This window comes from Geodermatophilus sp. SYSU D00965 (assembly GCF_054050075.1).
Map to the genome: position 1 here is coordinate 1 of NZ_JBJGYQ010000033.1, position 26352 is coordinate 26352.

Below are 26352 nucleotides of genomic sequence, written 5' to 3' on the forward strand. Positions count from 1 at the left end.
GACCGTGCGAGATCGGCGATCTCGCACGGTCCCGCCCCAGGACCTCAGCGACCCAGCACCCGGTCCTCGGAGCCGGAGCGCTTGGACTCGTCCTTGAAGTCGCTGTACTGGTACGGGTTGTCCAGGATCGCGGCCTCGGCCTCGGGCATCTCGGGGAACATCCCGGCCTGCCAGACCTCCTCGCCGCACTCCTGGCGCAGGTGGTCGATGGTGTTCTCGACCTCCCGCCGCACCGCCGCGAGGTCGACGTCGACCAGCTCGTGGGCGTACTTCACGACGCGGCCGTCGACGATGACCGTGTGCACGTCGGCCCGCCCGGCCTGGAAGGCGACGTGGCCGAGCGGGTTGAGCAGGGGGAACGACACGGGGGACCGGTCGTTCTTGAGCAGGACGAGGTCGGCCTTCTTGCCCGCCTCGAGGCTGCCCAGGTCGGCGTCGCGGCCGATGGTGTGCGCGCCGCCCTTCGTGCACCACTCGACCACGGTCTGGGCGCGCAGCCGCAGGTGGGTGATGGTCTCGCCCTTGAGGTGGGCGTCCATGTGCTCGGCCATCCGGTCGGCGTTGAGCGTCGCCCGCATCGCGGAGAACATGTCGCAGTTCCACCACACGCTGGTGTCCATGGACAGCGACACCGGGATGCCGTACTGGAGCACCTGCGCCGTGGGGGCGTGGCCCTGGCCGGCGCTGCACTCGGACTCCGTCGCGACCGAGATGGAGCCACCGGTGGCGGCGATCCGCTGGTAGCTGTCCCGGGTCAGCGTGGACGCGTGCACGTACGTCGTCTCCGGCGTCATGAAGCCGTGGTCGTACATCTGCTGGATGCCGGTGTCGCTGGTGGCCCCCCACACGCCCGCGTGCGTGGTGACCGGGATGCCCAGGTCGCGGGCGGCCTCGAAGGCGGCCTTCTCGGGGAACGCCGGGTCACCGGTGACGTCGAAGGCGATCTGCACGCCCATCATGTCGTCGCGCGCGTCGCGCAGCCGCTCGAGGAACGACCGGACGGCGGGGTCGGCGGTCCACTCCCAGGGGCCCTGCTGGATGTTGCCGTAGGCCAGCACGAACCGGCCGGGGACCGAGCGCATCGCCTCGAGGGCGGCCTCGGCGTGCTCCACCGACTGGAGACCGTGCGACCAGTCGACGGTCGTGGTGACGCCGGCGTCGAGGGACTCGATGGCGGCCAGCCGGTTGCCGGCGGCGATGTCCTCGGGGCGGAACTTCTTGCCGTGCTCGAGGTAGTACCAGACGAAGTACTGGGTGAGCGTCCAGTCGGCGCCGTAGCCGCGCATCGCGGTCTGCCACATGTGCCGGTGCGTGTCGATCATGCCGGGCATGACGATGCCGTCACTGGCGTCGATCACCTGGGCGCCCTCGGGGGCCTCCAGCCCCTGGCCCACGGCGGCGATCCGGTCGTCGACGACGAGGACGTCGGCGTCGCGGAGGACGGTGCAGGCGTCGTCCATGGTCAGCACCGTGCCGCCGCGCAGCAGCACGGGCCGGCCGGGCTGGGGGGTGGTGCCGCCGTCGGAACTGGTCATGGTCTCCTCCTCGAGACTCGCGACTCAGCGGACCTACGTCCGTAGAACGGTCAGTGCATCGGACCCGGTCACCTTGGTCGCGGCGCGAGGAGGGTGTCAAGACGCGCCCGCGCGTAGCGCGCTGTTACGGAGGTGGAAAGAGTGTTGCTTGACACCTCTGGGTACCGCGCGAAGACTCCGTCGCACGGCGAGCGGACCAACGTCCGCATGCCGGTCGGCAACGAGGAGAGGTGCACTGATCCATGACCGCACAGCAGCTCGTCCCGGGCGCGACGCCGGGTCGGGGGCCCCTCGCCGGCGTGCTGGTCGCCGACTTCTCCCGGGTCCTCGCCGGGCCCTACGCGACCATGCTGCTCGCCGACCTCGGCGCCGAGGTGGTCAAGGTGGAGAGCCCGGGCGGTGACGACACCCGCAGCTGGGCCCCGCCGGTCCGCGACGGCGTCTCGACCTACTACCTCGGCGTCAACCGGAACAAGCGGTCGATCGCGCTCGACCTCAAGGACCCCGACGACGCGGCCGCGGCCCGGGAGCTGGCCCGCCGCGCGGACGTGTTCGTCGAGAACTTCAAGCCCGGTGGCCTGGCCCGCTTCGGCCTGGACTACGAGACCGTGGCCGAGGGCAACCCGGGGATCGTCTACGCCTCGATCAGCGGGTTCGGCAGCGGCCCCGGGGGCCGGTCGCTGCCCGGCTACGACCTCATCGTGCAGGCCATCTCCGGCCTGATGAGCCTCACCGGCGCCCCGGACGGCGAGCCGTACCGCGCCGGCATCTCGGTGTTCGACGTGATGGCCGGGCTGCACGCCACCATCGGCGTCCTCAGCGCGCTCAACGCCCGGCACGAGACCGGCACGGGGCAGCACGTCGAGGTCAACCTGCTGTCCTCGGCGCTGTCCGGGCTGGTCAACCACTCCAGCGCGTACGTCGCCGGCGGCGTCGTCCCGTTCCGGATGGGCAACAGCCACCCGAGCCTGTTCCCGTACGAGCCCCTGCCCTGCGCGGACGGCGACCTGATCGTCACCGCCGGCAACAGCGGGCAGTTCCGCAAGCTGGTCGAGGTCCTCGGCGTGCCCGAGCTGGCCGACGACCCGCGGTTCCTGCGCAACGAGGACCGCACCGCCAACCGCGACGAGTTGCGGCCGCTGCTGGTGGAGCGGCTGCGCACCCGGACCAAGCAGGAGTGGTTCCGCGACATCATCGCCGCCGGCGTGCCCTGCGGTCCGATCAACACCGTCGACCAGGGCGTCGCCTTCGCCGAGGAGGTCGGTCTCGACCCCGTCGTCACGGTGGGGGACGGCGACGACGCGGTGCCGTCGGTGCGCAACCCGATCAGGTTCTCTTCCACCCCGGCCGACTACCGCTTGCCACCACCCCGCCTCGACCAGCACGGTGCGGAGATCCGCGAGTGGCTGGCCGCGCCGGCCGCCCGCGGCACCGACGCGGAGGAGGGCAGGGCGTGAACGAGGACGGCCGACCGGTCTACCCGACGGCGCTGGGTGCCTCGAGCCTGGAGAGCATCACGCTGCTCGGGCAGGACCTGGCTCGCGACGTGATGGGCGAGGTCGGCTTCGGCGAGCTGGCCTTCTGGCTGGCCACGCAGCGGCGCCCGTCGAAGGGCGAGGCGCGGGTCTTCGAGGCGGTGCTGGCGGCGCTGGCCGACCACGGCTTCACCCCGACCGCGATCGTCACCCGGCTGACCTACCTGTCGGCGCCGGACTCGGTGCAGGGTGCGCTGGCCGCGGGCCTGCTCGGCGGCGGCTCCCGCTTCCTCGGGGTGACCGAGGACTGCGGCCGCTTCCTGCACGACGTCCTCACCGGTGTGGACGGCGCCCTGCCGACCGACGACGCCGGCTGGGACGCCCTGGCGCTGGAGACGGTGACCGCCCAGCGGGCCGCGCGCCGCTTCGTCCCCGGCCTGGGCCACCACGTGCACAAGAAGGGCGACCCGCGCACGCCGCGGCTGTTCGCCATCGCCGCGGAGGAGGGCCTCTACGGCCCGCACCTGTCGCTGTTCGCCGCGATCGGCCGCGTGCACCCCCAGGTCCTCGGCAAGACGCTGCCGCTCAACGGCGCCGGCGTCTGCGGCGCCGCGCTGGCCGACCTCGGCCTGCCGCTGGAGCTGCTGCGCGGCTTCGCGCTGCTGGCGCGCACCGCCGGGCTGATCGGCCAGCTGGCCGAGGAGCTGCGACACCCGGTCGGCAACGAGGTCTTCCTGTCGGTGGACCTCAACAACCGGTCCGTCGCGCCCGACCCCTACGTCCCGGATCCCCTCCCGGGCCACACCTCGGACACCGACACCAACGGAGGTCGTCGTGGCTGAAGTAGCCGCGGTCATCGCGTCCACGCACCACCCCTTCTACTACCGGGCCAAGACGTCGACCGGCGCGGACCGGCCGCCGTTCGCCGACGAGTGGGTCGCCAAGCAGGAGGCCTTCGCCGAGACGCTCAATCGTGCCGAGCCCGACGTGCTGGTGATGGTCGGCAGCGACCACTTCCACCAGCTGTGGCTGGACAACATGCCGCAGTTCCTCGTCGGCAAGGCGCCCTGGTTCGACGCCAACTGGTACAACGAGGAGCGCGAGTTCGGCCTGCCGCGGCTGAAGCTGCGCGGCGAGGAGGACCTCGCGGCGCACATCCTGCGCGACGGCCTCGACCGGGACTTCGACCTGGCGTTCTCCAACGAGCTGCGGATCGACCACAGCATCACCTGCCCGATCATCGCGCTGCGGCCGGAGGCCGACCTGCCGATCGTGCCGGTGTACACGAACATCTTCGCCCCGCCCCTGCCGCAGCCGCGGCGCTTCGTGCAGCTGGGCAAGGCGCTGCGTGAGATGGTCGAGTCCTGGGAGAGCGACAAGCGGGTCGCGATCATCGGCACCGGACACCTGTCGCTGGAGCTCGGCGGCCCGCGCCAGTTCGGCGAGCACGGCCCCGACCCCGAGTTCGACCGCAAGGCCATCGAGTGGATCGCCAGCGGCGACATCGAGGGCTGCCTGGCCGAGGTCAGCCTGGACAGCCTGCACGCCCCGGGCAACGCCACCCACGGGTTCATGGACTTCATGCTGATGATGGGCGTCGCCGGCGAGGGCCAGAAGGCCGCCCACGTGGACAGCCTCGACCTGTTCCACACGATGGAGGCCTACTTCACCTGGTACCCCAACGGGGCCCCGGCCTGAGCCCGCGGACGACGACCGGAACGGAGATCCCTGCATGAGCAAGTACCTGCTCGACAAGTTCCTCTACACCGTCGACCGCGACCCCGACCTGGTCGAGCGCTACCGCGAGGACCCGGCCGGCACGGTCGAGTGGTGGGAGGCCGAGATGGCCAACAAGCTGCTCAACTCCATCGACGCCGAGAAGTCGACCTGGCTGGCGTTCACCGACGAGGAGCGCACGGCGCTGCGCGAGCACGACCACGTGCGGCTGTTCGAGATGGGCGCCCACCCGTTCCTGACCCTCACGCTGTTCATCGCGATGTTCGAGCGCGACCACGGCCCGCTGGAGTACCAGAAGGCCTACGGCAAGGCGATGGCGCACATCACCAGGCCGTACCCAGACATCGCCACCTAGCGAGGAGGACCCCCTCCTCCCCGTCCCTCGCAGGCTCGGGACGGTGCCCTGGAGGGGGCCGCCTGGCCCTCATCCGCCCCCGCCCCGGTCACCGGGGCGGGGGCGGTCCCGCCTGTCGAGGAGGAGCCCGATGCGCGCCGCCGTCCTGCACACCCCCGGTGCGCCGCCGGCGTTCGGCCCGCACCCCGACCCGGAGGCGGGGGAGGGGCGGACGCTGGTGCGGGTGACCGCCGCGCCGGTGGTCCCGCTCGACCAGCTGTGCGCCTCGGGCACCTCCTACTTCGGCGTCCCCGCGACGCCGTACGTCCCCGGCGTCCAGGGCGTGGGCGTCGTCGAGGAGTCCGGCGCACACGCGCCCGGGACGCGGGTGTGGTTCGCGACCTCGGCCGGCATGGCCCCCGGCGACGGCAGCCTCGCCGAGCGGTGCGCGGTGCCCGACGCCGACGTCGTCCCGGTCACCGCGGCGGTCCCCGACACGGTGGTGGCCGCGCTGGGGCTGTCCGCGGTCGCCGCGTGGATGGCGCTGACCTGGCGCGGCCGCATGCAGCCGGGGGAGCGGGTGCTGGTGCTCGGCGCCGGCGGCGCGGTCGGCCAGGTGGCCGTCGGTGCCGCGCGGCTGCTGGGCGCCGAGCGGGTGGTCGCGGTCTGTCGGTCGGCCGCGGCCCAGGAGCGGGCGCGCCGGGCCGGCGCCGACGCGGTGGTCCCGCTGTCCGGGGACGTCGACGAGCTCACCGCGCGGCTGGCCGAGGCCTGCGGCGGGCACGTCGACGTCGTCGTCGACCCGGTGTTCGGCGTCGCCGCGACCGCGGCCTCGCGGGTGCTCGCGCCGTCCGGGCGGCTGGTCAACCTCGGCGGCGCCTCCGGGGACACCGCGAGCTTCTCCTCCTCGGTGCTGCGCAGCCGCAGCGCGGAGGTGCTCGGCTACACGAACAACGCGCTCACCGTGCAGCAGCGGGCGCAGGCGCTGACCGCCGTCCTCGGCCACGCCGAGCGCGGCGCGCTGCGGCTCGACCACGAGGTGCTGCCGCTCGAACAGGTCGAGCGCGGCTGGGCGCTGTCCGCCGAGGGCCTCGGCCGACGGGTCGTCCTGGTACCCGGGAAACCGGCTGCCTGACGGGTCTCCGGCGGGCGGATGTGCGCCTTGACACACCGCAGGGGCTCGGGCATCGTCGCCGTGTCCGCGACGCGGACAAGTGTCCACACCCGCAGCTCTGCGGTCCCGCGCGTTGGAAGGACCCCTCGCACATGACCACGACCGCCCCGACCTCGGCACCCACGTACGACGGGGACATCTACACCGACGAGGCGCTGCTCGAGCCGTACGAGGACTACCGCGCCCTGCGCGAGCTCGGCCCGGCGGTCTGGCTGTCGCAGCACGGGGCCTACGCCGTCGCCCGGTACGACGAGGCCAAGGCGGTCCTCATGGACGGCGAGACGTTCCGCTCGGCCAACGGCATCGCGCTCAACGAGCCGGCCAACCAGGCGATCCTCGGCTGCACGCTGGCCAGCGACGGCGAGCTGCACGCCCACCTGCGCCAGGTCGTGGCCCACCGGCTCACCCCGCGCGCGCTGCGCCCCATGAAGGACCTCGTCACCGACAAGGCCGAGGAGCTGGTCGCGGGCCTGGTCGAGAAGGGCTCCTTCGACGCGGTCGCCGACCTGGCCCGGGCGCTGCCGCTGTCGATCGTCCCGGACTTCATCGGCTGGCCGCAGGAGGGCCGCGAGCACCTGCTGCGCTGGGCCGGCGCCAACTTCGACTCCTTCGGCCCGCTCAACGACCGGGCCCAGCGGGCGCTGCCCCAGTGCGGGGAGATGGCCGCCTTCGGCGCGGAGATCGTGCGCACCCGCAACGTCTCGCCCGGCAGCCTGGGGCACGGCGTGCTGGAGGCCGTCGACGAGGGGACCATCTCCACCGAGCAGGCGATGATGCTCATGCTCGACTACCTCGCGCCCTCCCTCGACACCACGATCAGCGCCGTCGGCAGCGCCGTCTGGCTGTTCGCGCAGAACCCCGACCAGTGGGACCTCGTGCGCAACGACCCGAAGCTCATCCCCAACGCGGTGAACGAGGTCGTCCGCATCGAGTCGCCGATCCGCGCCTTCGGCCGGATCACCAGCACGGACACCCGGATCGGCGACGTCGACGTCCCCGAGGGCTCCCGGGTGCTGGTCATCTACGCCTCGGCCAACCGCGACGAGCGCAAGTTCGAGCGGCCCGACGAGTTCGACGTCACCCGCGCCAACGCCGTCCACCAGCTCGGCTTCGGCATGGGCGAGCACGGCTGCGCGGGCGCGGGCCTGGCCCGGATGGAGACCGAGTCGCTGCTGCGGGCGCTGGCCCCGCGGGTGGCCCGCTTCAACCTGCAGGGCACCGAGCGGGCGCTGAACAACCTCATCCGCGCCTTCGGCCGGGTCGACGTCACCGTCGACCCCGCCTGAGCGCGCTCCCCGGCGACCGGGGGCACCGCCGTCAGGAGGACGCCCGCAGCTCCTCGCCGATGCGCCGACCCACCGTCTCCAGCAGGACGGCGGCGTCGGTCATCGAACGCGCCGGGTCCGGCTCGAGGTCGGTGAGCGCGTGGACGGCGCCCAGCCCCGCGGCCCGCGCCTCGTCGGGGCTGATCAGGCTGCGGCCCACCACCGCGACCACCGGCGTCCCGGCCTCGCGGGCCAGCGCGGCCAGCCCGATCGGGCCCTTGCCGCGCAGGCTCTGCGCGTCCAGCGACCCCTCGCCGACGACGACCAGCGCGGCGCCGCGGACGCACTCGGCGAACCCGGTGAGCTCCATGAGCAGCCCGACGCCGGGGGTCAGCCGCGCCCCCAGCATGCTCGACAGCCCGAACGCGATGCCGCCCGCGGCGCCCGCGCCCGGACCGTCCCGCAGGTCGGCGCCGGTGGCGGCGGCGACCACGTCGGCCCAGCGGCCCAGGGCGGCGTCCAGCCGGGCCACCGCGGCGGGCGTCGCGCCCTTCTGCGGGCCGTAGACGGCCGCGGCGCCGGAGGGGCCGGTGAGCGGGTTGTCGACGTCGCAGGCCACCACGACCTCGGTGTCGGCCAGCCGCGGGTCCAGGCCGGAGAGGTCGAGGAGCGCCGCTCTCGCGAGCCCGGCGCCCCCGGGCGGGACGTCGTCCCCCTCCGCGGTGAGCACCCGGGCCCCGAGGCCGACCAGCGCGCCGGCGCCGCCGTCGGTGGTGGCGCTGCCGCCGACGCCGATGACGACCCGCCGGACGCCCGCGTCGAGGGCGTCGGCGACCATCCGGCCGGCGCCGAGGGTGGTGGCCGACAGCGCCGTCTGCTCGGTGGGGCCCGGCGGCGGCAGCAGCGCCAGCCCCGCGGCGGCGGACATCTCCACCACGGCGGTCTCCCCGCGGACGGCGTACCGCGCGGTCACCGGGTCGCCGAGCGGACCGGGGACGACGCAGGTGCGCGCGGCGAACCCGGCGGAGAGCACCATCTCGACGGTGCCCTCCCCGCCGTCGGCGATCGGCTGCTCGACGACCTCGGCGTCGGGCAGGGTCCGCCGCAGGCCACGGGTGAGCGCCGCGGCGACCTCGGGAGCGGTCAGCGAGCCCTTGAACTTGTCGGGGGCCAGGACGATCCGGACGGCCACGGGGCGCTCAGCCGGCGAGGTAGGGGATCGTCTGCGGCCCCTCGGGGAGGTAGCAGACCCGCGCGGACCGCCCGTGCCGCTCCACCGCGTCGGTGATCCCCGCGGCCAGGTCGGCCACCGGGACCAGGTGCGCGGCCCGGACCTCGTCGGCGGGCAGGCCCGAGCAGTACAGCCGCACGTCGGCCTTGGCGAGGATCCGGGCCAGCACCTGCACCTGCCACTGGTCGGGCACGCTGAAGCCGGGGGAGCCGATCAGCTCCAGCAGCCCGGCGGGGTCCGGCGCGGACCCCAGGACGTCGGCGAAGGAGCCGTGCGCGGGCAGCCCGTCGGCGCACTCGGCGGCCACCACCACGGTCCCGCCGGGACGGACCACCCGCTCGGCGGCGGCCATCCCCTTCACCGCCTGGTAGAGGTTCTGGTCGAGCGGGAAGCCGGAGTTGGTCGTCACGACGACGTCCATCGGCTCGGGGACCGCGCGCATCGCGGCGGCGCGGGCCAGCTCGCAGGCGTGCGCGTGCATGGTGGACAGCTCGCCGCAGACCACGTGGGTGATCCGCTTGGCGCGGTCGAGCAGCACGTCGAGGGCCAGGTCCGGCGGCGCGGCGGCCGCGCACGCCCGGATGTCGCGGTGCACCGGGTTGTCCTCGACCACGCCCCAGGTCGCCAGGGGGCTACCGATGCGGGCGGCGTCGTGCAGGACCATCACCGTGTCCAGGCCGGCCAGGCCCGGCGCGACCATCTTGGGGCCGCCGCTGAAGCCGGCGAAGAAGTGCGGCTCGACGAACCCGGTGGTGATCCGCAGGTCGGCCTCGAGCCACCGCGAGTTCAGCCAGAGCGGGACGCCGTCCCCGACGGTGCCCACGAAGGTGAGCGAGTCGCGGTCGCGCGCGTCGTGGTTGACGACCTCGCAGCGGGCGACGACCTCGTCGCCCAGCATGTCCCGGAGCTCCTCGGGGGTGTTGCCCCGGTGCGTGCCGGTGGCGACGAGGACGGTGACCTGGCAGCCCCGGGCCGCGCCGTCGATCTCCTCCAGCAGGGCGCGCAGCACGGGCTCGCGCGGCTGGGCGCGGGTGCCGTCGCAGACCGACACGGCGATGGACATGCCGTCGCGGACCAGGGCGGCCAGCGGGGGGGCGCCGCGGGGAGCGCGCAGGGCCGCCCGCAGCGCCGCGTCGGGGTCGGGCAGGGCGGGATCGTCCCGCGGCGTGATGACCAGGGCGCCCTCGGCGAGGGGCACCTCGACCGTGCCGCGCCCGTAGGCCAGGGACACCGTGCCGGCCGGCGAGGTGAGGGTCATCGCGTAACCGTCCGTCCTGGGGTCCGTATGCCGTCGGCCTGTACGTTCCCGGCCGCGGCCCCGAGTGTTCCGGCCTCAGTGTGCCCGGCGGGTCCCGTCTTCCGCCTCGGCAATGTGTCCCTTGACACAGGCCCGCGTTCCAGCCAACACTTGCCCCCGGATGGTTGTCCGGTAGACGGACACGTGCCCGCTCGGGCGGGCGACCACACCCTGGCACCGCTCTCTCCCGACCCGACCGAGCCCGACTCGGCAGAACAGGAGCCCCCATGACGACGACCGCACCCGACACGGCCGGCCGGGAGCCCGCCGACCTCGTGGCGGCGGCCCGCGCGCTGCAGTCGCTGGTCCGGGACAACGCCCCGGCCAACGAGGCCGCCGGGAAGCTGGTCGACGCCGTCGACGACGCCCTGCACGAGGCCGGCCTCTACGGGATGTGGACGCCGCGCGAGCTCGGTGGCGCCGAGTGCGACCCGATCTCCTCGCTGGAGATCGTCCAGACCCTCGCCGCGGCCGACCCGTCGACCGCGTGGGTGCACATGGCCGCCTCCCTGGCCACCGGCACCGGCGGCGCGTACCTCTCCGACGAGGCCGTCAAGGAGATGTTCTCCGGGGAGCGCCTGCCGGTCGTGGCCGGCCAGGGCACCCGGCCCGGCAAGGCCGTGACCGACGGCGACGGCTACCGGCTCAGTGGCGACTGGAGCTTCGCCTCGGGCATCAAGCACGCCCAGTGGATCCACACCCTCGGCATCATCGAGGAGACCGGCGAGCCGCGGATCTTCGTCCTCCCCAAGGAGCAGGCCGAGCTCATCGAGACCTGGGACGTCATGGGTCTCAAGGCGACCGGGAGCATCGACTACAAGACCCGCGACGTCTTCGTCCGGGACTCCTTCACCCACCTCGGCCCGGTCGAGGAGGGCCGGCGCGGCGGCTGGATCTTCAAGCTCGGCATCATGCACTTCGCGCTCATCGGCCACTCCGGCTGGGCGCTGGGTGTCGCCCGCCGCATGCTCGACGAGCTCGCCGAGTCCGTCCGCGCCAAGGCCGGCCGCGCCGGCTCCATGGCCGAGAACCCGCGGTTCCACTCCACCTACGGCGAGCTCGAGGCCCGCTACCACGCCGCCCGTGCCTTCGTGTACGAGGTGTGGCGGGAGGCCACCGAGACGCTGCAGAACGGCGGGGAGCTCGACGTCGACCAGCGCACCCGGCTGCGGCTGGCGCTCTACAACGCCACCTGGACGGCCGAGGCGATCAGCGTCGAGGTCTACAAGGCGGCCGGCACCGCGGCGCTGCGCACCGGGGCCCTGCAGCAGTACTTCCGGGACATGCACGCCGGCACGCAGCACGTGACGTCGGCGCCGCACGTCCTCGAGGGCTGCGGCAAGTACCTGGCCGGCCTGGCGCCCGAGCACACCTGGCTCTACATGAACCTCGTGCCCAAGGGCTGAGCGGTCCCGATCCACGGCGGCCGGTCCGGGAGTCCTCCCGGGCCGGCCGCCGTCGTCTGCGCGGGCACGGACGCGGACGCGGCGAGGGCGGGGCGGGACCTGGGTCCCGCCCCGCCCTCGTGTCTGCGGGGAGCGCCGGTCAGAAGACGCCGGTCAGCGTCCCGCCGTCGACGGGGTACACAGCGCCGGTCATGAACGAGGCCGCGTCGGAGGCCAGCAGCAGGGCGAGGCCCTGGACCTCCGACGGCGACCCCATGCGCCGGAGCAGCACGGTGTCGGCCCACGCCTGGTCAATGGCCGGGTCCTTGGGGCCGCGGCCGCCGATGTTGGTGTAGAAGGGGCCGGGGGCGATGCCGTTGACCCGGATGCCGTCCGGAGCGAGGTCGACCGCGGCCTGGCGCACCAGGTTGGCCAGGGCGCCCTTGGACGCGCTGTAGCCGTAGCCGACCATCGCGTCGGCCCGCAGCCCCGCCGTCGAGACGGTGACGACGATCGAGCCTCCGCCGGCCGGGCGCATGACCTTCGCCGCCGCGCGGATCGTGGCCAGCGTGCCGACCAGGTTCACCGCCAGCGCCCCGTCGAAGGTCTTCCAGTCCATGTCGTAGAGCCGGCCCTCGGGCGCCTGGACCGACGGCCCGCCGGCGATGCCGGCGTTGGCGAAGACCGCGTGCAGCCCGCCGCGCTCCGCGGCTGCCTCGGCGACGGCGGCCTCCACCGCCGCGGGCTCGGAGACGTCGCAGCGCCGGGTGGACACCGGGCCCCCGGCCTCGGCGAGGGCGGCCGCGCTGCGCTCGAGCTCCTCGCCGTCGACGTCGAGCAGGGTGACCGCGGCGCCGCACTGCAGCAGCCCCTCGGCGATGGCCAGGCCGAGCCCGCTGGCGGCGCCGGTCACCAGGGCGTGCCGGCCGTCCAGTCGCAGCCGGTCGGGCAGCGGGCGCGGGTCGGGGGTCGTGGCGCTCATGCGGGGACCTCTGCTCGGGGGTGGTCGGTCGGGGTGCGCAGGTCGACGAGGACCTTGACGGCCGAGCCGGTGCCGTCCTCGAGCAGCTGCAGCGCGTCGGCGGTCTCGGCCAGCGGCAGCACGTGGCTGACCAGCGCCCCGGCGTCGTCGGCGCAGCGCCGCACCAGGTCGGCCGCGGCGGCGAACTCCTCGTAGGTGCAGCAGCTGACGCCGAGCACGTCCAGCTCCTTGATCGGCAGCGGCCCGGGCCCGAACGGCGCCGTCGCCGCGGTCATGCCGACGACGACCACCCGGCCGCCGTGGCCGACGAGGTCGACCGCCGTCGCCAGGACGGCGGGCACCCCGGTGGTGTCGACGACGACGTGCGGCCCCTCGGGACCGGCCGTGGCCAGCACCAGCTCGCCGAGGTCGGTGGAGTCGGGGGCGGCGGTGGGGAAGCCGAGACCGGCCAGCAGCTCGCGGCGGGCGGGTGCGGGATCGACGGCGAGCACCCGTGCGCCGCGGTCGCGGGCGGCCAGGGCGCAGGCGGCGCCGATCGGCCCCGCCCCGAGGACGACGACGGACTCCTCGGCGAGGACCCGGCCGCGGGCGACGGCGTGCACGGCGATCGAGACCGGCTCGACCAGCGCGGTCAGCTCGGCCGGCAGGCCGGTCGTGACGACCAGGGAGGCGGTGTCGGCGAGCAGGTGCTCCTGCAGGGCGCCGTCCCGGTGGACGCCGATGAGCTGCAGCCGGCTGCACACGTTGACCCGGCCGTCCCGGCACGGGCGGCACTCGCCGCAGGGCAGCACCGGCCACACGGCCACGCGCTCCCCGACGGCCGGCCCGCCGGCGGGGTCGGCGGTGGCGACGACGGCGGAGAACTCGTGGCCCTGCACGCGGGGGAGCAGGCCGTCGTGGGAGGGGCCGAGGTCGGCCCGGTACAGGTGCAGGTCCGAGCCGCAGATGCCCACGGTCTCGACCCGCAGCAGTGTCTGGCCCGGCCCCGGAGGGCCCGGTTCCGGCCGGTCGGACAGCCGGATGGAGTTCGGGCCCTCCGTGACCGCGGCTCTCATCGGCCGGCGGCGTCCTCGCCGAGGAAGCCGAGGACCTCGGCGGCGACCTCGTCGGGCCGCTCGTGGTGCAGGCCGTGCCGGGTGCGCGGCAGGTCGCGCAGCTCGGCGCCGGGGATCAGCCGGGCGTAGGCCTCGCTGTGCTCGCGGGGGATGATGACGTCGATCTCCGCGGCGATCACCAGCGTCGGGCAGGTGATCTTCGGCAGCCGGGCCGGCAGCTCGGGGTCGTGCAGGTACGGATCGCGGGCGAACCGGGAGAAGGCGGCCATGTCCTTCTCGGTCTGCGCGATCTGCTCGGGGGTGGGCGGCGCGGAGAGGGCGGCCTCGACCAGCGCGTCGTCGTAGAAGAGGGCGCGCACGAGGTCCGGCGGCGCCATGTTGAACAGGTCGGCCGGGGGCGCCTCGGGCACGTCCAGGCCGGCCGGCGCCATGAGCACCAGGTGCTCGACCCGGTCGGGGATGGTGCTGGCCAGCTCGGCGGCCGTCCAGCCGCCGAAGGAGGCCCCGACGAGATCGAAGCGGTCGATGCCGAGCTCGTCGAGGAACCGGAGGTAGTGCTGGACGAGGTCGGCCATGGTGGCCACCTCGGGGAGCTCGTCGCTGCGGCCGAACCCGGGGTGGTCGGGGGCGATGAGGTCCACCGACTGCGCCATCCGCTCGTGGAAGGGCTCCCAGTTGCCCGCGCCACCCGCGGCGTGCAGGAACAGGACGGGGCGCCCGGAGCCCTGGCGGAACAGGCTGATCTCGCCGGACCCCATCCGGAGCCTGGTGGGGGTGGGTCCAGCCGCGGGAACGGTCACGCTCAACTCCTGCCGTGTGAGGGGAACGGACAGTCGTCCGTCTCGCCCGCGACCGTGACGCATGACACGTCCCGATGTCAACGGCCCGTCCGTCCCGCGGAGACCGGTTCCCCGGCGTGTGGCAGGTGTCGCGGGACGGCAACGGCCGTTCCCGCGCCACAACGGACAGGTGTACGCCTGACGGTTGACACCGACTGTGGTCGCTGTCACTGTTCCGCCACCACCACGACGCCCGGCCGCTCCGACGGCCCTCCGGCGCCCCGTGCGCGGCCGATCCCCCTCGAAGCTGTGCGACCCCCCGACGAAGAGGACGACACCATGGCTCATCGCGTGATCCGTTCGCCGCGCGCCCGGCGGCGGCTCGCCCTGCCGGCCGCTGCGGCGGCCCTGGCCCTGGCCACCGTGGGCTGCGCGCCCACGGCCACGGACAGCGGCGGCGGCTCCGACAGCGGCGCAGAGGCCGTCGTCTCGGAGGACGTCCTCGCCGACCTGCAGGCGCAGGTCGAGGAGGCCATGGCGCAGCCGCAGTTCGAGGCGCAGGGCGAGCCCTTCTCCGTCGCGCCCCTGGCGGGCAAGAAGATCCTCTCGATGCCGGTGAGCAGCCAGCTCGAGGGCTGCGACCGCATGGCCCGCACGGTCGTCGACATCGCCAAGAGCGTCGGCATGACCGACAGCACCTACTTCCAGAACGACGGCGGCCCGCAGGCGTGGGTCCAGGGCATGAACCTGGCCATCAACCAGGGCTACGACGGCGTCGCACTGGTGTGCGGCATCGACCCCGCCGCGCTCGCCCCGCAGATGGAGGCGGCCAAGGCCGCCGGGATCGCGGTGGTCGACATGCACCTGGCCGACGTCTCGGAGGAGCCGTCGGACCTGATCGCCGCGCAGACCAACGGCCAGTTCAACCGGGCCATGGAGCTCGGCGTGGCGCAGGCGCTGGTCGAGGCCGAGGGCCGCCCGATCGACGCGCTGGTCATCACGTCGAACGAGAACCCGCCGTCGATCGGCATGGAGCAGACGGTCAAGGACTCCTTCGCCGAGCTGTGCGGCGACGACTGCGGCGTCGAGTCGATCAACATCCCGATCCCCGACTACGCCACCGAGCTGACCGGCGCGGTCTCCTCGGCGCTGGTGGCCAACCCCGACATCCGGGCGGTCTTCACCGTCTTCGACGCCCAGACGCCGTTCGTGCTGCCGGCCATCCAGTCGTCCAACGTGCCGGCCAAGACCTACGCCTTCGGCGCGGACCGCACCTTCATCCAGCTGATGACCGACGAGGCCAACCCGATGGGCACCGACATGGGGCCGAGCTTCGACTGGATGTCCTACACCGGTGCCGACCAGCTCTTCCGAGTCCTCGCCGGCCAGCAGCCGATCCCGGCGGACGAGGCCTTCTCGCCGTACCGGCTGTGGACGCCGGAGAACGCCCAGGAGATCAACGACCCGGGTGAGGGCTTCGGCGACTCGTTCGTCGCGGGCTACCGCGGCCTGTGGCAGGACGCGCCCGCCGCCTGAGCCCCGTGCCGGGAGGTCCCGGGCCCGCCGTGGCCCGGGACCTCCCCGCCCCGCCGCCGTCCGCCACCCAGGGGAGCCCCGGATGACCACCGCCCTCGAGCTGCACCACGTCTCCAAGACCTTCGGCGCCACCCGGGCGCTGCAGGACGTCAGCATCACCATCGAGCGGGGCGAGGTGCTCGCGCTGCTCGGCGAGAACGGCTGCGGCAAGTCGACGCTGGTCAAGGTCATGGCCGGCGTGTACGACCCCGAGCCCGGCGCCCGGATGCTGGTCGACGGCCGGGAGGTCCCGCTGCCGCTGGTGGCCGGCGCCTCCCGCGACCTGGGGCTGAGCTTCGTGCACCAGGACCTGGGCCTCGCCCGGCCGCTGACCGTGCTGGAGAACCTGCTCGGCGGGGTGGCCGAGCGCAGCGGCTCCCGGCTCCGCATCAGGTGGCGGGCCGAGGCGCGCAAGGCCCGGGCCATGCTGCGCAGCTACGGCGTGGACGTCGACCCGCTCGCCGTCGTCAACGACCTCCCGCCGGTCCAGCAGGCCCTGGTCGCCATCGCCCGCGCGGCCGAGGAGCTCAAGCAGTACCGCGAGCGCACCGGCGCCACGTCCTCGGTGCTGGTGCTGGACGAGCCGACGGTCTTCCTGCCGGAGGAGGAGGTGCAGTTCCTCTTCGACCTGGTCCGGACCATCGTCGCCTCCGGCGCCAGCGTCGTGTTCATCTCCCACGACCTGCCCGCCGTCCGGGAGATCTCCGACCGGGCCACCGTGCTGCGCGACGGCAAGCTGGCCGCCGTCGTCCGGATGAGCGAGGTGACCGACGACGAGGTCGTCGAGCTCATCGTCGGCCCGGCGATCGCGAAGCTCGACGCCTTCGGGCACGGCCACGTCCACGGCACCCACGAGGCGCCGGCCGAGCCGCCGCGGACCTTCGACCGCTCGCCCGGCGTGGGGCTGCACGTCGAGGGGCTGCGCGGCGGCCAGACCCGCGGGCTGGACCTGCACGTCGCGCCCGGCGAGGTCGTCGGCCTGGCCGGCCTGCTCGGCTCGGGCGCCGAGGACGTGCCCTACCTGCTGTTCGGCGCCAGGCAGGCGACCGGCGGCGAGCTCACCCTCGGCGGCCGGACGGTCCCCGTCGCCAAGCAGCACCCGGGGCAGGCCGTCGGCATGGGCCTCGCGCTGATCCCGGCCGACCGCCGCCGCGACGCGATCGCCCCGGCGGTGTCGGTCGCGGAGAACATGATGCTGCTGGTGGTCCGCCGCTTCCGGAAGGGCGGCCGACTGCGCAACGGGCAGCTGCGGGACACCGCCGACCAGCGGGCCGAGGCGCTCGACGTCCGGCCGCGCCGCACCGACCTGCCGGTGGGCACGCTCAGCGGCGGCAACGCCCAGAAGGTCGTCGTCGGCAAGTGGCTGGAGATCGGCCCGCAGGTGCTGCTGTTGCACGAGCCCACCCAGGGCGTCGACATCGCCGCCCGCGCGGAGATCTACCGGGTCATCCAGCGCGCCACCGAGACCGGCATGGCCGTCGTCTGGGTCTCCAGCGACTTCGACGAGCTGGCCGCCGTCTGCGACCGGGTGGTCGTGGTCAGCGGCGGGGTCGCCGCCCGCGAGATCCCGCTCGCGGACATCTCCCCGGAGGCGATCACCTCGGCCGTCTACGGGGCCAGCACCAGCGAGTCCTCCATCCTCCCGACCGTTGAACAGGTGACACGATGAGCACGACCGACGCCGTCGAGACCAAGGACAGCCAGCCGGCGCCGAGCGTCGCCCAGGGCAGCGGGTCGGTCCGCGGCCGCTGGGGCGAGAAGGCGGCGCTGCCGGTCGCGTGGGTGGTGCTCTTCGCCGTCTTCGCGATCCTGGCGCCGGACACGTTCCTCTCGATGGGGAACATCGCCAACATCCTCGGGTCGACGTCGATCCTGTTCATGCTGGCGTTGGCCGCGCTGCTGCCGACCCGCTCCGGCGACCTCGACCTCTCGCTGGGCAGCATCGGCGGCCTGTCGGCGATCCTCGTCGCGGTCCTCAACGTCCAGCACGGCGTGTCCCTGCCGCTGGCCTGCCTGATCGCCGTCGCCAGCGGCGCGCTCTGCGGGGCGTTCAACGGCCTGTTCGTCGTCAAGTTCAAGACCGAGCCGTTCATCATGACGCTCGGCACCGGAACGCTCTTCGGCGGACTGGTGTTCTGGATCGCGAACTCCACGACCATCGTCGGCGTCGACCGCGACCTGTCGATGTGGACCTACCTGCGCCAGATCGGCCAGGTGCCGGTGCAGTTCTACTACTGCCTGCTGGTCATGCTGGTCACCTGGTACGTCATGAACCACACCCCGCTGGGCGTGCGGAACCTGTTCGTGGGCCAGTCCCGCGAGGTCGCCGTCCTCAGCGGCATCAACGCCGACCGCATCCGCTTCGGCGCCTTCACCCTCGCCGGGGTCATCGCCGCGCTGGCCGGGATCCTCTACGTCGGCACCACCGGCTCGGCCGGCCCCACCTCCGTGGAGACCTTCCTGCTGCCCGCCTACGCCGCGGTCTTCCTCGGCGCCACCACGATCCAGCCGGGCCGGTTCAACGCCCTGGGCACCGGCGTCGCCGTGCTGTTCCTGGCGACCGGCACCGCGGGCCTGCAGCTGCTCGGCGCCCAGGACTTCGCCCAGCAGCTGTTCTACGGCGGCGCGCTGGTCGCGGCGGTCGCCATCTCCCGCTACCTGCGCCGCAACTGACCACCGAGCGGGGCCGCCGGCCGGCGGCCCCGCTCCGAGCTGACACCGGAGGGGGACGTGCTCGAACTGGGCTTCGGCCAGCCGCGCGACGGCATCATCCAGATGGCCTACGTCGTGCCCGACATCCACGAGGCCATCGCGCAGTGGACGACGGAGCTCGGCGTGGGGCCGTGGTTCCTGCTCGACTCGTTCACCGGCGTGGACGCCGTCTACCGCGGCGAGCCCAGCCGCGCCGACGTCGCGATCGCGATGGCCTTCGCCGGCCACGTGCAGATCGAGCTGATCGCGCCCAAGGACGACCACCCCTCGGTGTACCGGGAGACGATCGAGCAGCGCGGCCACGGCTTCCACCACTTCGGCGTGGTCACCGACGACGTCGCCGCCGGCATCGCCGACCTGGAGGCCAAGGGCTACACCCTGGCCTTCCGCGCCGGGGTCCCCACCGGCGGGGAGGTGGCCTACCTCGACGGCGGGCCGACCCGGCCGGGCATGGTCGAGCTGATCGAGTACGGCCCCGGGATGGACGCCGCCTTCACCGCCTTCTGGCAGGCGTCGCGGGACTGGGACGGCAGCGAGCCGGTCCGCCCCTTCGCCGCCCCCGCCGACGACGACACCGGGAGGACCCCCTGATGACCCACCCCACCACCCCGCAGGTCGAGACGGTGCACGCGCCGGCCGAGCCGCCGGTCGACCCCGAGCTGCAGGCCCGCTTCCGGGAGGTGATGGCCGGCGTCCCCACCCCGGTGTCGGTCATCACCAGCACCGCCGGAGGGCTGCCGCACGGCACGACCGTGAGCGCGTTCGCGTCCCTGTCGATGGACCCGCCGATGGTCCTGGTCTCCCTCGACCGCGGGTCGGACCTGCTGGCCGTCGTCCGGGAGTCCGGCCGCTTCGGGGTGAACGTCCTCGGCGCGCACCAGTCGCACCTCGCGCTGGCGTTCGCGAAGAAGGGCGGCACCGGGAAGTTCAACGGCGTCCGGTGGGAGTTCGCCGACGACCTGCCGCGGCTGCCCGGGGCGCCCGGGTGGCTGGCCTGCGACGTCGCCACCCTGGTGGACGGCGGGGACCACGTCGTGGCCCTGGGCACGGTCGTGGCCGCCGAGACCACCGAGGGCCGGCCGCTGACCTACCACGGCCGGGTGTTCGGCACCCACGCGGCGCTGGAGACCGAGTGAGCGCCCGGCGGCCGGCCGCGGAGGCGGTGCAGCGCGCGGTCGCCGCACTGGCCGCCGGCGGCATGGTCGTGGTCACCGACGACGCCGACCGGGAGGACGAGGGCGACCTCGTCGTCGCCGCGGAGCTGGTGACGGCGGAGCAGGTGGCGTTCCTGGTCCGGCACACCACCGGCATCGTCTGCGCGCCCATGACGGCGGAGCGGGCCGACGCGCTGCAGCTCCCGCAGATGGTCGTGGACAACACCGACGCGCACGGCACCGCCTTCACCGTCACCGTGGACGCCGTCGGCACCGGCACCGGGGTGTCCGCGGCCGACCGCGCCGCCACGCTGCGGGCGCTGGCCGACCCCGCCACCACCCCCGGCGGGCTGCGCCGGCCGGGGCACGTCTTCCCGCTGCGGGCGCGGGACGGCGGCGTCCTGGTCCGGGCCGGGCACACCGAGGCCGCCGTCGACCTGACCACGATGGCCGGCCTCTCCGGCGTCGGGGTCATCGGCGAGATCGTCGACGAGGACGGCTCGATGCGCCGGGGCGCCTCGCTGGCCCGGTTCGCCGCCGAGCACGGGCTGCCGGTGCTGGCGATCGCGGACCTGGTCCGCTACCGGCGGGCGACCGAGCAGCTGGTGGAGCTGGTCGCGAGCGCGCAGATGCCCACCGAGTTCGGCGACTTCCGGGCGCTGGCCTACCGCAGCACCCTGGACGGCACCGAGCACCTGGCCCTGGTCATGGGCGACGTCGCCGCCGCCGGGCGCAGCGAGGCCGGCGCGCTGGTGCGGGTCCACTCGGAGTGCCTGACCGGCGACATCCTCGGATCCCTGCGCTGCGACTGCGGTGCGCAGCTGGAGCAGGCGCTGCGGGCGATCGCCGAGGAGGGCTGCGGCGCGGTCGTCTACCTGCGCGGGCACGAGGGGCGGGGCATCGGGCTGGGGCACAAGATCCGCGCCTACGCCCTCCAGGAGCAGGGCCTGGACACCGTCGACGCCAACACCGCCCAGGGCCTGCCGGCGGACTCGCGCAGCTACGGCGTCGGCGCGCAGGTGCTCGGCGACCTGGGGGTCAACCGGCTGCGGCTGATCACCAACAACCCGGCCAAGTACGGCGGCCTCGACGGGTACGGGCTGACGGTCGTCGGCCGGGTCGCGCTGCCGACGGTGGTCACCCCGCACAACGTCCGGTACCTGCGCACCAAGCGCGACCGGATGGGGCACACCCTCGGCCCGGCGGCCACCGGCCTGGGCTGACCGGTGCCCTCAGGCGGTCGCCGGGCCCTCCTCGGAGCGGGCGACCTCCACGTGGGGGCGGCTCTGCCACAGCGCCCACTCGGCGCTCACGTCGCCGGCGGTGCGCAGCAGCAGGGGCAGGTGCTCCTGCACGAGTCGCTCGGTGGAGGTCTCGGCGGCGTGGACGGTGACGTTCATGGCCGCCCGCACGGCGCCGGTGCGGTCCCGGACCGGGACGGCGACCGAGCGGATGCCGGGGGCGAGCTCCTCGTCGGCCAGCGCCCAGCCGCGGGCCCGGACCCGCACCAGCTCGTCGCGGAGCTGCTCGGGGGAGGGGCCGGCCGCCGCGGGGAGCCCGGCGCGGCTGGGCTCGGCGAGCACGGCGTCGAGCTCGTCGGGGGAGAGGGCGGCGAGCAGCACCTTGCCCTGCGAGGTGCGGACGGCGGGGAAGCGGGTGCCGATCTCGACCCGCAGCGTGATGATCTTGGGCACTGACACGCGGGCCACGTAGACGATGTCGGACCCGTCGAGCTGCGCCATGGACGACGACTCCCCGGTCCTGCTGACCAGCGCCTGGAGGTGCGGACGGGCGATGTCCCACAGACCCAGCGAGCTGACGTAGGCCATGCCCAGGCTCAGCACGCGGGTCGTCAGCTGGAACGCGCCGCCGGACGTGCGGACGAAGCCCATCTCCTCGAGGGTCAGCAGCAACCGGCGCGCGGTCGGGCGGGCCAGCCCCGTGGCGGTGGCCACCTCGGTCAACGTCATGGTGGGGCGGTCGGCGCTGAACGCGGCGATGACGTCGAGCCCGCGTGCGAGGGCCTCCACGAAGTCCGGCCCGGTACCGCGCCCGGCCATCGGCTCCCCCTCCGCGTCGTCGCTGGACGCAGGCGACGATATCGGCGGCCGGGGCGGCGCGCCCTCGTCCGCGGCGCCGGGAGCACCCCGACGGGGGAGACCCTCCCGGGCCCGGCGGGCCGTGAACGTCACCCGCCCCTGCGGCGGCCGGGGCACTACCGTTCTCAGCACACACCGTCGACTGCAGACGGACCAGTGGGGGTCGACGGGGACGACGGGATGGTGGGCCAGGTGGTGACGGCACAACGCGATCTCGTGGTGATCGGCGCTTCCGCGGGCGGGGTCGAGGCGCTGCGTGAGCTGCTGGCCAGCCTGCCGGCCGACCTGCCGGCGGCGGTCCTCGTGGTCCTCCACATGCCGTCGAGCGGGCGCAGCTCGCTGCCGCGCATCCTCGCGCGGATCTCGGCACTCCCCGTCCGCGTGGCCGCGGACGGTGCCCCGCTGGAGGCCGGGACGGTCACCGTCTGCCTGCCCGACCAGCACCTGATGGTCATGGACTCCGCGGTCTCGCTGACCCGGGGCCCCCGCGAGAACGGCCACCGGCCGGCCATCGACGTCCTGTTCCGCTCGGCGGCGCGGGCGGCCGGTCCCCGGGTCGTGGCGGTCGTGCTCTCCGGCGCCCTCGACGACGGCACCGCGGGCATGGTCGCCGTCCGGAGCCGGGGTGGGGTGGGGGTGGTGCAGGACCCCGAGGACGCGATGTACGCCAGCATGCCGCTGCACGCGCTGGAGGTAGGCGGCGCGGAGCACGCCGTGCCCGTCGCCGAGATGGGGGCGCTGCTCGTCCGGCTGCTCGCGGAGAAGGTCGAGGTGGAGGACGTCCCGCCGCCGACCGACCTGATGGAGACGGAGACCGCCATGGCCGAGCTGGACGGCGACACGTTCGACGACGAGGACCGGCCGGGGGTGCCCTCCGGGTTCGGCTGCCCGACCTGCCACGGAGCGCTGTTCACCATCAACGAGGGGGCGATGGAGCGCTACCGCTGCCGCGTCGGGCACGCGTGGTCCCCGGAGGCGCTGGCCGAGGAGCAGTCGCAGGCGCTCGAGGGTGCCCTGTGGATGGCGCTGCGCGGGCTCGAGGAGCGGGCCGCGCTCAGCCTGCAGATGGGCCGGCGCGCCCAGGAGCGGGGCCACCAGCACAGCGCGCTGCGCTTCCAGCAGCGGCACGACGAGGCACAGGACGCGGCCGCCCTGCTGCGCCGGCTCCTGCACCGCGGAGAGCTGAGCGGGAGCAGCCTGCCCGATGAGATGAACGAGGCCTGAGACGATGGACCACCGCAGTGACACCCGCCGGGCGGACCACCCGGGGGCCGAGGAGGTCGACGCCCCCTCCCTCGACGGCCCGGACCCCGGGCTCGACGCGGTCGACGACGCGGAGGACGACGCGGTCGACGAGAACGAGGCTGAGGAGAGCGAGGCCGTCGAGGCCGGGGCGGCGGACGCCGCCGCGGGACCGGACCCGGACTTCGAGGCGCTCCTGGTGTTCCTGCGCGAGCGCCGGGGCTTCGACTTCACCGGGTACAAGCGCCCGAGCCTCATGCGGCGGGTCCGGCGGCGCATGGCCGAGGTGGGCGTCGACTCGTTCGGTGACTACCTGGACCACCTGGAGGTCCACCCCGACGAGTTCACCCCGCTGTTCAACACCATCCTGATCAACGTCACCAGCTTCTTCCGCGACCGTGCGGCCTGGGACCACCTGCGCCAGGACCTGCTGCCGGACCTGCTGGCCACGAGCGGTCCGGCGATCCGGGTCTGGAGCGCGGGGTGCGCCTCCGGACAGGAGGCCTACAGCCTGGCGATCCTGCTGGCCGACGTCCTCGGAGCCGACGAGTTCCGCAAGCGGGTGAAGGTCTACGCGACCGACGTCGACGAGGACGCGCTCACCTCCGCGCGGCAGGGCCTGTTCACCGAGCGGGAGATGGCCGGCCTGACCCCCGAGCAGGCCCGGGAGTACTTCACCGTCGAGGGCGGCCGGTACGCGTTCCGCAAGGACCTGCGGCGCTCGGTGATCTTCGGCCGCAACGACCTGGTGCAGGACGCGCCGATCTCGCACATCGACCTGCTGCTGTGCCGCAACACGCTCATGTACTTCACGGCCGAGACGCAGGCGCGGATCCTGGGCCGGCTGCACTACGCGCTCAACCCCAGCGGCGTGCTGTTCCTCGGCAAGGCGGAGATGCTGCTGTCGCACAACGAGCTGTTCTCGCCGGTGGACCTCACCCGCCGGTTCTTCCGGAAGCGCGACGGCGTCGCCACGCCGGAGCGGCGGACGGCGGTCGTCCCGGTGCGCGCCGTGGCCGACCCCGCCAGCGAGCACCTCTCCCGGCTCCGGCGCGAGGCCCTGCTCTCCGGGCCGGCCGCCCAGCTGGCCATCGACCCCGACGGCCGGCTGGCCGTGGTCAACCACCAGGCCGAGCGGGTGTTCGACGTGGACCAACGGGACATCGGCCGGCCCTTCCAGGACCTGGAGATCTCCTACCGGCCGGTGGAGCTGCGCTCGTCGATCGCCGAGGCGGTAAAGACCCGCCGTCCGCTGTGGCTGCGGGGGGTGGAGCGGAGGCGGCCCGGGCAGGAGCCGACGCTGTTCGACGTCCAGATCGTCCCGATGTACCGCGAGGACGGCGAGCTGCTGGGGACGACGGTCGTCTTCGACGACGTCACGCGCTTCCAGCGACTGCAGCGCGAGCTGGAGTTCACCAACCGGCAGCTGGAGACCGCCTACGAGGAGCTCCAGTCGGCCAACGAGGAGCTGGAGACCACCAACGAGGAGCTCCAGTCGACGGTCGAGGAGCTGGAGACCACCAACGAGGAGCTCCAGTCGACCAACGAGGAACTGGAGACGATGAACGAGGAGCTCCAGTCGATGAACGACGAGCTCCACTCCACCAACGAGGAGCTGCGCGAGACCACCGACGAGGTCGGTGCGGTCAACCGGTTCATGAACGGCGTGCTCAGCAGCTTCCGCGCCGGGGTGGCCGTCGTCGACACCGACCTGCGGGTGCTGGTGTGGAACGCGGCGGCCGAGGACCTGTGGGGTCTGCGGCAGGACGAGGTCCAGGGGCGGCACCTGCTCAACCTGGACACGGGTCTGCCGATGGGCCCGCTGCACCCGCTGCTGCGCCGGCAGGTCTCCGACCACGGCGACGGGCACGACACGGTGGAGGTGGACGCGGTCAACCGGCGGGGCCGGCCGGTGCGCGTCCGGCTGACCGTCACAGCGTTCACCGAGGCGCCGGACGAGCGCCGCGGGGCCGTCGTCCTGATGGACCCGATCGACGCCTGAGGAGGGGCCGTCACCGCTCCGCGGCGGCGATCACCTCCGAGGCGTGGCCCTCGACCACCAGCTGAGCCAGGTCGCGGAGCTTGACGTTGAGCCGGTTGCTCAGCGCGACCAGCCGGGCGAACGCCTCGTCGGCCCCGATCCCGAGGCGGGCCATGAGGACCCCCTTGGCCTGGTCGATGACCGCGCGAGACGTCAGCGCCTTCTCCAGGTTGGCGGCCAGCTCCCGCAGCGACTCCCGCTCGGCCACGCTCTGCAGGACGCCGCCCACGGCCGCGGCCACCGCTTCGGCGATGCGGAAGCTGTCGGGGCCGAAGGCGTCGACCGTCGAGGCGTAGACGTTGACGACACCGACCGGCTGTTCCCCCTCGCGCAGGGGGAGCGCCAGGACGGCGCGGACGTCCCCCGCCGCCATGCGGCCCAGGGTCGGCCAGCGCTCGTCGACGGTGACGTCCGGCGACAGCACGGCCGTCCCGGTGACGTGGGCGTCCCAGCACGGTCCCTCGCCGGCCTGCATCTGCAGCCCGTCGAAGGACTGCGCGTCGATCGAGTCGCTGCCCAGGACCTGTGGCTCCAGGGGCGAGCCGAGGGTGATGCTGACCGAGGCAGCGGCGGGCACGGCGCTGCGCACGAGGACCGCCATCCGGGTGAGCAGCCGCTGGCGGTCGTCCTCGCCGATCGGCAGGGTCGAGAGCTCCGCCAGCGCCGCGGCGAGCCCCAGGGACTCGGAGGGGGAGAGGTCCGCCCGCGCGGCCGGCCGGTCCACACCGGTCGGGGCCTCCTCGGCCGGCACGACGGGGAGCAGCACCCACTGCAGCCGGGTACCAGGGCCCCGACCGTCGGGGACGTCGACGAAGCCGAACAGGTCGACGGGGGTCTCGCCGCGCCGGCGGCCGTGGACGGTGGCGTGCAGCCGTCGTTCGGTGGCCCGGCCCGTCGAGAGGTCGCCCACGGCCGACCGGAACCCGGGGACGTCGCCGGGGGAGAGGTAGACGCTCAGCGGCTTGCCCCTCAGGCGGACCAGCGGCACCTCGACGAGGGTGGCCAGCGCGGTGTTGGCGTCCAGGAGCCGGCCGGCCCCGTCGGTGCTGCCCAGGGCCACGGGGGCCAGCCCCGACAGGTGGCTCCTCCACCGGCGCTCGGACTCGTAGCGGCGGAGGAGGTGCTCGATCTGCTCCTGCTGGACACGGACCTCCTCCTCGGCGACCCGCAGCTCCTCGTGGGCGACCTCGAGGTCGGCGAGGGTCTGCAGCGCCTCCGCCGCGGGCAGCGCAGGGTGTGACCGCGCGGCGGGATCGGAGTGGGTTCCCATGTCGTTCTCC

The 26352-nt window shown here is 74.0% G+C and carries 23 protein-coding genes; 15 read left to right on the forward strand and 8 right to left on the reverse strand.

Annotation, left to right across the window (positions count from 1 at the left end):
* Positions 1-44: 44 nt before the first annotated feature.
* Complete coding sequence (locus ACI789_RS22880) at positions 45-1535, reverse strand: amidohydrolase family protein (RefSeq protein ID WP_457011801.1); 1491 nt, start codon at positions 1533-1535, stop codon at positions 45-47.
* Positions 1536-1777: 242 nt separating this feature from the next.
* On the opposite strand from ACI789_RS22880, the gene ACI789_RS22885 reads away from it, so the two are divergent.
* From ACI789_RS22885 to ACI789_RS22910, 6 genes are all read left to right on the forward strand, one after another.
* Entirely contained in the window at positions 1778-2992 is a 1215-nt protein-coding gene (locus tag ACI789_RS22885) for a CaiB/BaiF CoA transferase family protein (protein WP_457011802.1), read from the forward strand.
* Positions 2989-3852, forward strand: a complete 864-nt coding sequence (locus ACI789_RS22890; RefSeq protein WP_457011804.1) for a citryl-CoA lyase — start codon at positions 2989-2991, stop codon at positions 3850-3852. The genes ACI789_RS22885 and ACI789_RS22890 overlap by 4 nt, the downstream gene beginning before the upstream one ends.
* On the forward strand, positions 3845-4708 hold the full coding sequence (locus ACI789_RS22895) for a DODA-type extradiol aromatic ring-opening family dioxygenase (RefSeq protein WP_456921192.1): 864 nt from the start codon (positions 3845-3847) through the stop codon (positions 4706-4708). The genes ACI789_RS22890 and ACI789_RS22895 overlap by 8 nt, the downstream gene beginning before the upstream one ends.
* 34 nt (positions 4709-4742) lie before the next feature.
* Positions 4743-5102, forward strand: coding sequence for a hypothetical protein (locus ACI789_RS22900; RefSeq protein WP_456921193.1), 360 nt, complete (start codon positions 4743-4745; stop codon positions 5100-5102).
* 130 nt (positions 5103-5232) lie between these two features.
* Positions 5233-6216, forward strand: a complete 984-nt coding sequence (locus tag ACI789_RS22905; RefSeq protein ID WP_457011806.1) for a quinone oxidoreductase family protein — start codon at positions 5233-5235, stop codon at positions 6214-6216.
* A gap of 131 nt (positions 6217-6347) precedes the next feature.
* Complete coding sequence (locus ACI789_RS22910) at positions 6348-7541, forward strand: cytochrome P450 (RefSeq protein WP_456921195.1); 1194 nt, start codon at positions 6348-6350, stop codon at positions 7539-7541.
* Positions 7542-7572: 31 nt separating this feature from the next.
* Here ACI789_RS22910 and ACI789_RS22915 read toward each other — a convergent pair whose 3' ends face one another.
* Positions 7573-8712 (reverse strand): glycerate kinase, encoded by a 1140-nt coding sequence (locus ACI789_RS22915; RefSeq protein WP_457011807.1) that lies wholly within the window; start codon positions 8710-8712, stop codon positions 7573-7575.
* A gap of 7 nt (positions 8713-8719) precedes the next feature.
* The gene (gene larA / locus ACI789_RS22920; protein WP_457011809.1) at positions 8720-10009 is read right to left on the reverse strand and encodes a nickel-dependent lactate racemase; all 1290 of its coding nucleotides are present in this window, start codon (positions 10007-10009) and stop codon (positions 8720-8722) included.
* Positions 10010-10275: 266 nt separating this feature from the next.
* Between larA and ACI789_RS22925 the strand changes: the two genes are divergently transcribed.
* Positions 10276-11454, forward strand: coding sequence for an acyl-CoA dehydrogenase family protein (locus ACI789_RS22925; protein WP_457011810.1), 1179 nt, complete (start codon positions 10276-10278; stop codon positions 11452-11454).
* A gap of 139 nt (positions 11455-11593) precedes the next feature.
* On the opposite strand, the gene ACI789_RS22930 is transcribed toward ACI789_RS22925, so the two are convergent.
* The 3 genes from ACI789_RS22930 to ACI789_RS22940 are packed head-to-tail and all read right to left on the reverse strand — an operon-like array spanning position 11594 to position 14270.
* A complete protein-coding gene (locus ACI789_RS22930) occupies positions 11594-12415 on the reverse strand; it encodes an SDR family NAD(P)-dependent oxidoreductase (protein WP_456918157.1) in 822 nt (273 codons plus the stop codon).
* Positions 12412-13470: a zinc-binding dehydrogenase gene (locus tag ACI789_RS22935; protein ID WP_457011812.1), complete on the reverse strand. Its 1059-nt coding sequence runs from the start codon at positions 13468-13470 to the stop codon at positions 12412-12414. Before ACI789_RS22935 ends, ACI789_RS22930 begins: the two co-directional genes overlap by 4 nt.
* Positions 13467-14270: an alpha/beta fold hydrolase gene (locus ACI789_RS22940; protein ID WP_456918155.1), complete on the reverse strand. Its 804-nt coding sequence runs from the start codon at positions 14268-14270 to the stop codon at positions 13467-13469. Before ACI789_RS22940 ends, ACI789_RS22935 begins: the two co-directional genes overlap by 4 nt.
* A gap of 318 nt (positions 14271-14588) precedes the next feature.
* On the opposite strand from ACI789_RS22940, the gene ACI789_RS22945 reads away from it, so the two are divergent.
* From ACI789_RS22945 to ACI789_RS22970, 6 genes are all read left to right on the forward strand, one after another.
* Positions 14589-15785: a sugar ABC transporter substrate-binding protein gene (locus ACI789_RS22945; protein WP_457011815.1), complete on the forward strand. Its 1197-nt coding sequence runs from the start codon at positions 14589-14591 to the stop codon at positions 15783-15785.
* An 82-nt stretch (positions 15786-15867) separates the two neighbouring features.
* On the forward strand, positions 15868-17493 hold the full coding sequence (locus ACI789_RS22950) for a sugar ABC transporter ATP-binding protein (protein WP_457011817.1): 1626 nt from the start codon (positions 15868-15870) through the stop codon (positions 17491-17493).
* Positions 17490-18497 carry an ABC transporter permease gene (locus ACI789_RS22955; RefSeq protein WP_457011819.1) on the forward strand — a complete coding sequence of 336 codons (1008 nt, stop codon included), beginning with the start codon at positions 17490-17492 and terminating at the stop codon, positions 18495-18497. The genes ACI789_RS22950 and ACI789_RS22955 overlap by 4 nt, the downstream gene beginning before the upstream one ends.
* A gap of 57 nt (positions 18498-18554) precedes the next feature.
* A complete protein-coding gene (locus tag ACI789_RS22960; RefSeq protein ID WP_457011821.1) occupies positions 18555-19127 on the forward strand; it encodes a VOC family protein in 573 nt (190 codons plus the stop codon).
* Complete coding sequence (locus ACI789_RS22965) at positions 19127-19672, forward strand: flavin reductase family protein (protein WP_456918150.1); 546 nt, start codon at positions 19127-19129, stop codon at positions 19670-19672. The genes ACI789_RS22960 and ACI789_RS22965 overlap by 1 nt, the downstream gene beginning before the upstream one ends.
* Positions 19669-20913, forward strand: a complete 1245-nt coding sequence (locus tag ACI789_RS22970) for a bifunctional 3,4-dihydroxy-2-butanone-4-phosphate synthase/GTP cyclohydrolase II (RefSeq protein ID WP_457011822.1) — start codon at positions 19669-19671, stop codon at positions 20911-20913. Before ACI789_RS22965 ends, ACI789_RS22970 begins: the two co-directional genes overlap by 4 nt.
* A 9-nt stretch (positions 20914-20922) precedes the next feature.
* Here ACI789_RS22970 and ACI789_RS22975 read toward each other — a convergent pair whose 3' ends face one another.
* The gene (locus ACI789_RS22975; protein ID WP_457011823.1) at positions 20923-21750 is read right to left on the reverse strand and encodes an IclR family transcriptional regulator domain-containing protein; all 828 of its coding nucleotides are present in this window, start codon (positions 21748-21750) and stop codon (positions 20923-20925) included.
* 258 nt (positions 21751-22008) lie between these two features.
* Between ACI789_RS22975 and ACI789_RS22980 the strand changes: the two genes are divergently transcribed.
* Entirely contained in the window at positions 22009-23013 is a 1005-nt protein-coding gene (locus tag ACI789_RS22980) for a chemotaxis protein CheB (protein WP_457011824.1), read from the forward strand.
* Positions 23014-23017: 4 nt separating this feature from the next.
* Entirely contained in the window at positions 23018-25033 is a 2016-nt protein-coding gene (locus tag ACI789_RS22985; protein ID WP_457011826.1) for a CheR family methyltransferase, read from the forward strand.
* Positions 25034-25043: 10 nt separating this feature from the next.
* Here the strand turns inward: ACI789_RS22985 and ACI789_RS22990 are convergent, their stop codons facing one another.
* The gene (locus ACI789_RS22990; RefSeq protein WP_457011827.1) at positions 25044-26342 is read right to left on the reverse strand and encodes an ANTAR domain-containing protein; all 1299 of its coding nucleotides are present in this window, start codon (positions 26340-26342) and stop codon (positions 25044-25046) included.
* Between the last annotated feature and the right edge of the window lie 10 nt (positions 26343-26352).

Bases quoted from the DNA above. Each gene is read 5' to 3' on its own strand.
- ACI789_RS22885 (WP_457011802.1), top strand. From the start codon at position 1,778: ATGACCGCACAGCAGCTCGTCCCGGGCGCGACGCCGGGTCGGGGGCCC.
- larA (WP_457011809.1), bottom strand. From the start codon at position 10,009: ATGACCCTCACCTCGCCGGCCGGCACGGTGTCCCTGGCCTACGGGCGC.
- ACI789_RS22965 (WP_456918150.1), top strand. From the start codon at position 19,127: ATGACCCACCCCACCACCCCGCAGGTCGAGACGGTGCACGCGCCGGCC.
- ACI789_RS22955 (WP_457011819.1), top strand. From the start codon at position 17,490: ATGAGCACGACCGACGCCGTCGAGACCAAGGACAGCCAGCCGGCGCCG.
- ACI789_RS22900 (WP_456921193.1), top strand. From the start codon at position 4,743: ATGAGCAAGTACCTGCTCGACAAGTTCCTCTACACCGTCGACCGCGAC.
- ACI789_RS22880 (WP_457011801.1), bottom strand. From the start codon at position 1,535: ATGACCAGTTCCGACGGCGGCACCACCCCCCAGCCCGGCCGGCCCGTG.
- ACI789_RS22975 (WP_457011823.1), bottom strand. From the start codon at position 21,750: ATGGCCGGGCGCGGTACCGGGCCGGACTTCGTGGAGGCCCTCGCACGC.
- ACI789_RS22945 (WP_457011815.1), top strand. From the start codon at position 14,589: ATGGCTCATCGCGTGATCCGTTCGCCGCGCGCCCGGCGGCGGCTCGCC.
- ACI789_RS22905 (WP_457011806.1), top strand. From the start codon at position 5,233: ATGCGCGCCGCCGTCCTGCACACCCCCGGTGCGCCGCCGGCGTTCGGC.
- ACI789_RS22925 (WP_457011810.1), top strand. From the start codon at position 10,276: ATGACGACGACCGCACCCGACACGGCCGGCCGGGAGCCCGCCGACCTC.
- ACI789_RS22910 (WP_456921195.1), top strand. From the start codon at position 6,348: ATGACCACGACCGCCCCGACCTCGGCACCCACGTACGACGGGGACATC.
- ACI789_RS22985 (WP_457011826.1), top strand. From the start codon at position 23,018: ATGGACCACCGCAGTGACACCCGCCGGGCGGACCACCCGGGGGCCGAG.
- ACI789_RS22935 (WP_457011812.1), bottom strand. From the start codon at position 13,470: ATGAGAGCCGCGGTCACGGAGGGCCCGAACTCCATCCGGCTGTCCGAC.
- ACI789_RS22950 (WP_457011817.1), top strand. From the start codon at position 15,868: ATGACCACCGCCCTCGAGCTGCACCACGTCTCCAAGACCTTCGGCGCC.
- ACI789_RS22930 (WP_456918157.1), bottom strand. From the start codon at position 12,415: ATGAGCGCCACGACCCCCGACCCGCGCCCGCTGCCCGACCGGCTGCGA.
- ACI789_RS22990 (WP_457011827.1), bottom strand. From the start codon at position 26,342: ATGGGAACCCACTCCGATCCCGCCGCGCGGTCACACCCTGCGCTGCCC.